General features: G+C 41.4%; 6 protein-coding genes and 1 tRNA gene. 2 read left to right on the forward strand and 5 right to left on the reverse strand.

What is annotated here, in order from left to right; all coding sequences use genetic code 11:
* Nucleotides 1-251: 251 nt before the first annotated feature.
* The 4 genes from LG34_RS06590 to LG34_RS06605 form a co-directional block, all read right to left on the reverse strand.
* Nucleotides 252-1,295, reverse strand: a complete 1,044-nt coding sequence (locus tag LG34_RS06590; RefSeq protein ID WP_109215391.1) for a sulfate/molybdate ABC transporter ATP-binding protein — start codon at nucleotides 1,293-1,295, stop codon at nucleotides 252-254.
* A 109-nt stretch (nucleotides 1,296-1,404) separates the two neighbouring features.
* Nucleotides 1,405-2,109 carry a molybdate ABC transporter permease subunit gene (modB, locus tag LG34_RS06595; RefSeq protein WP_109215392.1) on the reverse strand — a complete coding sequence of 235 codons (705 nt, stop codon included), beginning with the start codon at nucleotides 2,107-2,109 and terminating at the stop codon, nucleotides 1,405-1,407.
* A gap of 338 nt (nucleotides 2,110-2,447) precedes the next feature.
* On the reverse strand, nucleotides 2,448-3,371 hold the full coding sequence (modA, locus tag LG34_RS06600) for a molybdate ABC transporter substrate-binding protein (RefSeq protein WP_109215393.1): 924 nt from the start codon (nucleotides 3,369-3,371) through the stop codon (nucleotides 2,448-2,450).
* A gap of 311 nt (nucleotides 3,372-3,682) precedes the next feature.
* Nucleotides 3,683-4,564 carry a helix-turn-helix transcriptional regulator gene (locus LG34_RS06605; protein WP_109215394.1) on the reverse strand — a complete coding sequence of 294 codons (882 nt, stop codon included), beginning with the start codon at nucleotides 4,562-4,564 and terminating at the stop codon, nucleotides 3,683-3,685.
* Nucleotides 4,565-4,839: 275 nt separating this feature from the next.
* Here LG34_RS06605 and LG34_RS06610 point away from each other — a divergent pair.
* Both LG34_RS06610 and LG34_RS06615 read left to right on the forward strand, forming a co-directional pair.
* Nucleotides 4,840-4,913 (forward strand) — tRNA-Pro (locus tag LG34_RS06610).
* 245 nt (nucleotides 4,914-5,158) lie between these two features.
* Nucleotides 5,159-5,839, forward strand: coding sequence for a phosphatase PAP2 family protein (locus tag LG34_RS06615; RefSeq protein ID WP_109215395.1), 681 nt, complete (start codon nucleotides 5,159-5,161; stop codon nucleotides 5,837-5,839).
* A gap of 168 nt (nucleotides 5,840-6,007) precedes the next feature.
* Here the strand turns inward: LG34_RS06615 and LG34_RS06620 are convergent.
* On the reverse strand, nucleotides 6,008-6,792 hold a 785-nt coding region (locus LG34_RS06620; RefSeq protein ID WP_146190199.1), incomplete at its 5' end, for an XdhC family protein.

The following is a 6,792-nucleotide window of genomic DNA, read 5'->3' on the forward strand; positions in this document are numbered from 1 at the left end:
TCTCAGTCGGAGATTGAACTCCCACTGAGAAATACTTGTTACTACTCACCACTTGCAGGACGCCACTGAAAAAGTCCTTATTTTGCGCAAAGCAGTACAAGATAAAGTATATTTATATGTTTTTCACTACTATATATTGTATGTAAAAACAGTTTTTCAGTGGCGTCCTTGCAGAAGTGGGAGTCTCAACTCAGACTGAGATAAAATCGCAGAGTTCTTTTCACAATGTAAATTTTTAGTCACAAAAAGTATTACGCTTTCAGCAACAGCAATGCATGTTCAGGTATTGTCACGCGTAATTTTTCGTGCGCTGCCAACTGCTCTGCCTGTTCTTTATCCATCAGAATACGCAGTGACATCGTATCCTGATTGTATTTCAGAACCAGTTCGGATTCAAACTGCTGCTCTAACAGACGGTCCATCTGCATAATAGAACTGTTTTTCGCCGGTTCTAAGTCCGCTGACACTTCAATATAATGTGCACGCACACCAACGAAAGAAATATCTTCCGGAATTTCTTTTTCCAGTTCAAAACAGATACCCCAGTCCGGAACTTCCAGCTGATGCGCAGACAAGCGTTTTGCAGGCACGATATTTCGACATCCGGAAATACGGGCTGCTGCCTGTGTTACCGGATTTGCGAAAAACTCTTTTTTCTCCTGAATTGTTTCCATGTGACCTTTTTCCAATACGCAGATACGATCACACAAATGATATACTTCATCACGGCTATGGGATACAAAAAGTACTGTTTTTCCGATCTCAGAAAGCAGATCCTGCAGTTCTTCTTCTACCTGCCATTTCAAAAAACTGTCAAGTGCGGACAGTGGCTCATCCAACAACAGAATTTCCGGCTGTGACGCCATCATGCGCGCCAGTGCCACACGCTGTTTCTGACCTCCGGAAAGCTGACGTGGCAGATGATGCTCCAATCCTTCCAGACGGAAACGTCGGATATAATCCTGCACAATCGCTTTTTCCGATTTCTTTCCCATACCCGCCATGATATTTTTCTCGACGGTCATATTCGGGAACAGCGCATAATCCTGAAACATATATCCAACTTTTCGTTTCTGCGGAATCAGATTGATTTTTTTCTCAGAGTCAAATAAGGTACGTCCGTTTAACACGATTTTTCCTTCATCTGGTGTCTCAATTCCTGCAATGCACTTCAATGTCATACTTTTGCCACATCCGGAAGCACCAAGCAGGGCAAACATTTCCTCCCCTGCTGAAAACGCAACATCCAGAGAAAAATTGCCAATTTTCTTTTTTATCGCTACTTCTATTGCCATAGTATTCCTTTCACAACACAGATTTTCCCATTTTTGCTCAAAACATTTTAAATGCTTTACACATATCCATTCGTTTTTTGCATTTTATAAACAGATACAGGGAACGTATTTACCAGCTCTGTGTATTTTTCATATTTTTTCCTGCTACAAGGTTCATTGCAACGATAATGCCAAAAGCAATCGCTAAAATAAGAATAACCCATACGCCTGCCGTCAGATAATCACCATCCTGAATAACCATGGCGATCTTCTGCGAAATCGTCGACGTCTTTCCGGGAATATTACCTGCCAGCATAGAAGTCGCACCGTACTCACCAAGTGCACGCGCAAAGGTCAGGATCGTTCCTGCGATAATACCCGGTCCTGCATTTGGTACTGCCACCTTCCAGAAAATCTGCAATTCAGACATACCAAGTGTCCGCGCTGCATAGATCAGGTTAGCATCCAGCTGTTCAAAGGAAGCACGGGCATTTCGATACATCAACGGGAACGAAATCACCGTTGCCGCAATGATACAGCCAAGCCAGGTCTGTACTACTTTGATGCCAAACTGATGAAACAAAAACATACCGATCGGACGTCTCTTACTAAATAACAACAGCAGGAAAAATCCGGCAACGGTCGGCGGCAGAACCATCGGCAGCGTCAAAAATCCGTCTGCGATCGCTTTGGCACGCTCACCGGCATGAATGACTTTTCTTGCCGCAAATAATCCTAAGAAAAAGGAAATAACCGTTGCCACAATTCCTGTTTTAAAGGAAATAAACAACGGTGTCCAATCCAGATTCTTTACAATTTCCATAATTGTGTCCATATTTTTCTCCCTATGCTCCGATCATATATCCGGAGACATTTCTCTTACACGCTATAAAGCATCTTAAAACAGAAAATATTTCAATTTCTATCTTATTCAGATAAAACCCGACCAGCTTTCGCCACCCGGGTTTCACTTACATTCTACTTAATTTTCAGGTTGCACGAAACAAAAAACTCATTACTGATATCATTTTGTTATGCACACCTGAACTACATACACAACTTAGAAGAAAGACCTCTGGCGATTTTTTCTCGGCAAGCAATTGTTAGCTGACGAGACAAAATCGCCAGAGGTCTTTTTCACAGCGTAAATTTTAGCCACAAAAGAAGCTAATATTAATCTTCTACGTTTGTATCAAAGTAGTAGCTGTCAAAAATAGTTTTTGCTGCATCAGATTTAACAAAGTTTACGAAATCCAGAGCTGCTTTCTGCTCTAACTCGTCAGCTTCATCATTCTGAACCTGAGCGATCGGGTAAATTACGTTACCTGTCAGATCATAGCTTACAACCTGAAGAATCTCAAGTTTGTCCCCAAGACCATATGTATCAGAGTAGTAAACAGTACCAACTTCGTTAGATCCCTCTGCTACCTGAGTTTTAACAGCGCTTACGTTACCGCACTCGTTGATTTCAACTCCGCCCAGAGCCTGAGAAACAACATCTGTCGGGATTGTAGATACATCATCTACAGCATCAAGGATACCTGCGTTTACAAGTGCCTGACGTGTGTATTTACCAACTGGAACGCTTCCGTCTGCAAGTGCGATGCTCTTTGCATCTTTCAGGTTCTCAAGACCTGTTACTGCTGTACCGCTTCCTTTGTATGTGATAACTACAACCTGGTTGTTTACTACATTGTGACGTGTTCCGTCTACTACTAACTGATCGTCATTCTGTAATGTATCCATCTGTTTCTGAGCTGCGGAAAAGAATACGTCACAAGCTGCACCTTCCTCGATCTGTGCAAGCAGTGTTCCTGAACTGTCATAGCTTGGTACAACAGTTACGTTTGGCTGTGACTCATTGTATTTCTCAATTACTTCGTTTAATGCATTCTCAAGACTTGCTGCTGCAAATACTGTGATTGTTGTGCTGTCCAGCTGATCTGCTGTCTCTGGTGCTGCCTCAGAAGCATCTGTCTGCTCTGTTTTTGCAGATGTGTCAGTTGCTGCCCCCTGATCTGTGTTTTTGTTTCCGCATGCTGCCAGGGAAAGTCCCATTGCTGCAACAAGCATAAGGCTGATTACTTTCTTCTTCATCTCCTTTTCTCTCATCCTTTTTTCTTTTGTTTTATCATGTTTTGTTATGTTTCATGTGTTTTGTTATACTACACATTTCTTTTTCTGTCAATGCTTTTTCTTGGTATTTTTGTGGTATACCTAAAATTCAAAACTTATTTTTTGAACAAACAGCCTTCGTTACATCTATGTAAGTTACTTACTTTTTTGTCATCGGCAAAAAATGTACATCCACTGTACGACATATATTATCTTTCCCACTGTTTATATATTAGGAAATTTTGTTTTACAGGAAATTCAGAAAAATTTCCTGTAAAACAAAAAACAGCTCCTTACCAGAGCTGCTTTCCCATTTCACTGACATCATATCCTGACATCGTTTCCGCTTCACTTTTAAATTCATCTGATCGAATGATATTCAGCAGTTTCTGAAATTCGCTGCGCTTAAGATCTTTCTTTCGAAATACAATATCGTAACTTTCCTGTTTCAGAGGAATAAAATCAAGTCCCTGCATCTGACTTGCTACCTTCTCAATTCCGATCGCCACATCTGCACTTCCGCGCAATACATTGGTTGCTGCGATCATATGTGATGATGCTTCATCCTCATACCCTCTGAGCTTGTCCGAATCAATCTCCAGCTTTTTACACATCTCATCAATAAAAATGCGGATACCGCTGCCTTTTTCCCGGTTGATCATTCTGACATCTTCTCTGGTCAGATCCGTAAATTCCTGAATATTTTTCGGATTGCCCTCTCTGACATAAAGGCCCTGCCAGCGTTTTAACAGATGAAAAACTGCCACCTGTTCTCCCGGCAGCATACGTTCAATATAAGAAAGATTATACGTATCTGTTTTGCCATCCCACATATGACAGGTTGCCACATAATTTTCATTCTGATACATCCGGTACAATCCGCTGTAGCTGCCCATCGGAGACCGGTACACCTGTGTTTTTCCGTCACTCTGTTCATTATAAAGAGAGCAAAGCACATCCAGAAGCTGATCCTGTCCACAGATGACAATATTTTCCGCAGACTCTGCTTCCGGGCTTATGCCCATGTATTCATACAGATCATTTCGTGCGATCCGGAACTGTTTTCCCATTTTCGTTGCCTTCAGATCACCACGTTTGATCATTTCATAAACGGTATTTTTCTTTACCTGCAATATCTCCGCGACTTCTATCGGAGATAAAAACTGTTCATCCATACTTATCCTCCCAAAATCTACTTTTCGTCCAAACAGGTCCCACCCTGCCACTTTCCATATCCCATCTAAGTATAACTTCTGAAAAAAGGCTTTGCAAGCATATCTTTTTATGATAAAATATGCGTTACAGTTCACTCATCACATGTATTCAGGTAATGATCATGCTTGCATGAGGAATTAGCTGGATACATAGTAAAGTAGTAGCGAAGCTACGTGGAAGCCCGAAAGGGCGTTTTGCGAATGGCGCGTATGGACTGTAACGTTCTATCTACTTTCGGGGTGTGGCTTAGTCTGGTAAAGCGCTCGTCTGGGGGGCGAGAGATCGCAAGTTCAAATCTTGTCACTCCGATACCAAAAAGATCCTGCAAACATTTATCTGTGTTCACAGGATCTTTTTACTTCCTTATTTATTATGCTATCCCGTATTTTCCACCAACTTACAATGATTTTATTTAAGGTAAATTTAATATTTTCCACATTGTTTTTTTCCTTTTATAATGCTACACTCTTCTATAAACCTTGAGGAAAAACTGTATTTGAAACATACAGTTTTTAGCGTAAACAGATTATGACTATCTCGGAGCAAAGTTGAGTATGAAAAAATTTTTTAACTATCTAAAACATAACACACACTTTTTTCTATTGCTTTATGCACTTATTTATATTCCATGGTTCACTTACCTGGAGAAAAAAGTAAACATTAATTCAAACTTTCATGTCATTCATGTGGCATTGGACGATTACATTCCGTTCTGCGAATTTTTTGTCATTCCATATTATCTGTGGTTTGTATACATGGCAATTGGAATTCTGTTTATCGCATTTACAGATGGAAAACTCTGCTGGCGGATGGGAATTTTCCTTATTACAGGTATGACTGTGTTCCTTTTCATCTCGGCGATATATCCGAACGGACAGCTACTCCGGCCGGAAAGCTTTGCAAGGGATAATATTTTTGTACACATTGTGCAGAAACTGTATGCGACGGATACACCGACGAATCTGTTTCCAAGCATTCATGTATACAATTCTCTTGGAATTTATTTTGCACTTTGTCACAGTGAAAAAATCAAAAAGCATCTATGGATTAAGTATGTTGCACTGGTTCTGACCATTTGCATTATTTTATCTACAATGTTTATCAAGCAGCATTCTGTATTTGATGTACTGACAGCATTTGCGCTGGCGGCGTTTATGTATTCTGTGTGCTATGGTTCGATTGCAGCGGTAATTGAACGACATAGACAGAAACGGATTCCGGCGGGACAGATATAAAATTTTCGTCTTATAATGAATTTAAAATTTATAAAAGCGCCCTCAGTTATTTTGTCTTTTCGGCTAACAATCGCTCGAAAAGACAAAATAGCTGAGGGCGCTATTTACGTTGTGATAAATGGAACTAACATTCGCTCGCAACAAAGCATAACTAAAGTACTCTCTACATTAACCAAGATCTGCTGCGTATACCAACATACGGCCACCACACACCATGCCCTGATCTGCCGCTACTTCGTTGCTCATATCCAGTGTAAAAAGTTTTGTTTCTCCGGTTCCGATCATGCGAAATGCTTCCCGCAGTACTTCGTTTTCGGTACAACCGCCACCGATGGTTCCCGCTGACTGCAGATTGCTGTTGACGGTCATCAGTGCACCGGATTTTACCGGGGTGGAGCCGCTGGTGTCATATACTAGCAGCATAGCTTTTCCGACATTTGGATCACCAAGCATTTCTATCACCCGCGAATCTGTATCGGTACAAGTCAGCAATTGGCTGTGTGAACGTCGCGGCGTTCCTTTTCTGCGTTCTTCGATCAGTTCTGCCACAATGGAAATCGCGATCTCCGGGACGGTCAGCGCACCGATATTTAATCCGATTGGCATGTGAATTTTTGCTACGGTCTCTGCGGCATTTCCTTCTTCCTGCAACAGATCAATGATACCGGCTACCCGACGCTTGGAACCCATCATCCCCAGATAACGTGGAAAAATACCTTTTAACACTTTTCGCAGGCAGGTCAGATCAAATCGATGTCCACGGGTTACTACTGTGACATAATCATTACTTCCTATTTGAAGCATATCTAACGCTTTTTCAAATTCTTCACAGTATATTTCTTCCGCATCCGGAAAGCAACTGCGATTGGCAAAGGAAGGTCTGTCATCTACCACAATAACATAAAATCCAACTGCTGACGCAAATTTGCTGATTGCCTGTCCCACATGACCAC

It is taken from the genome of Eubacterium ramulus (assembly GCF_003122485.1).
GTDB classification, from domain to species: domain Bacteria; phylum Bacillota; class Clostridia; order Lachnospirales; family Lachnospiraceae; genus Eubacterium_I; species Eubacterium_I ramulus_A.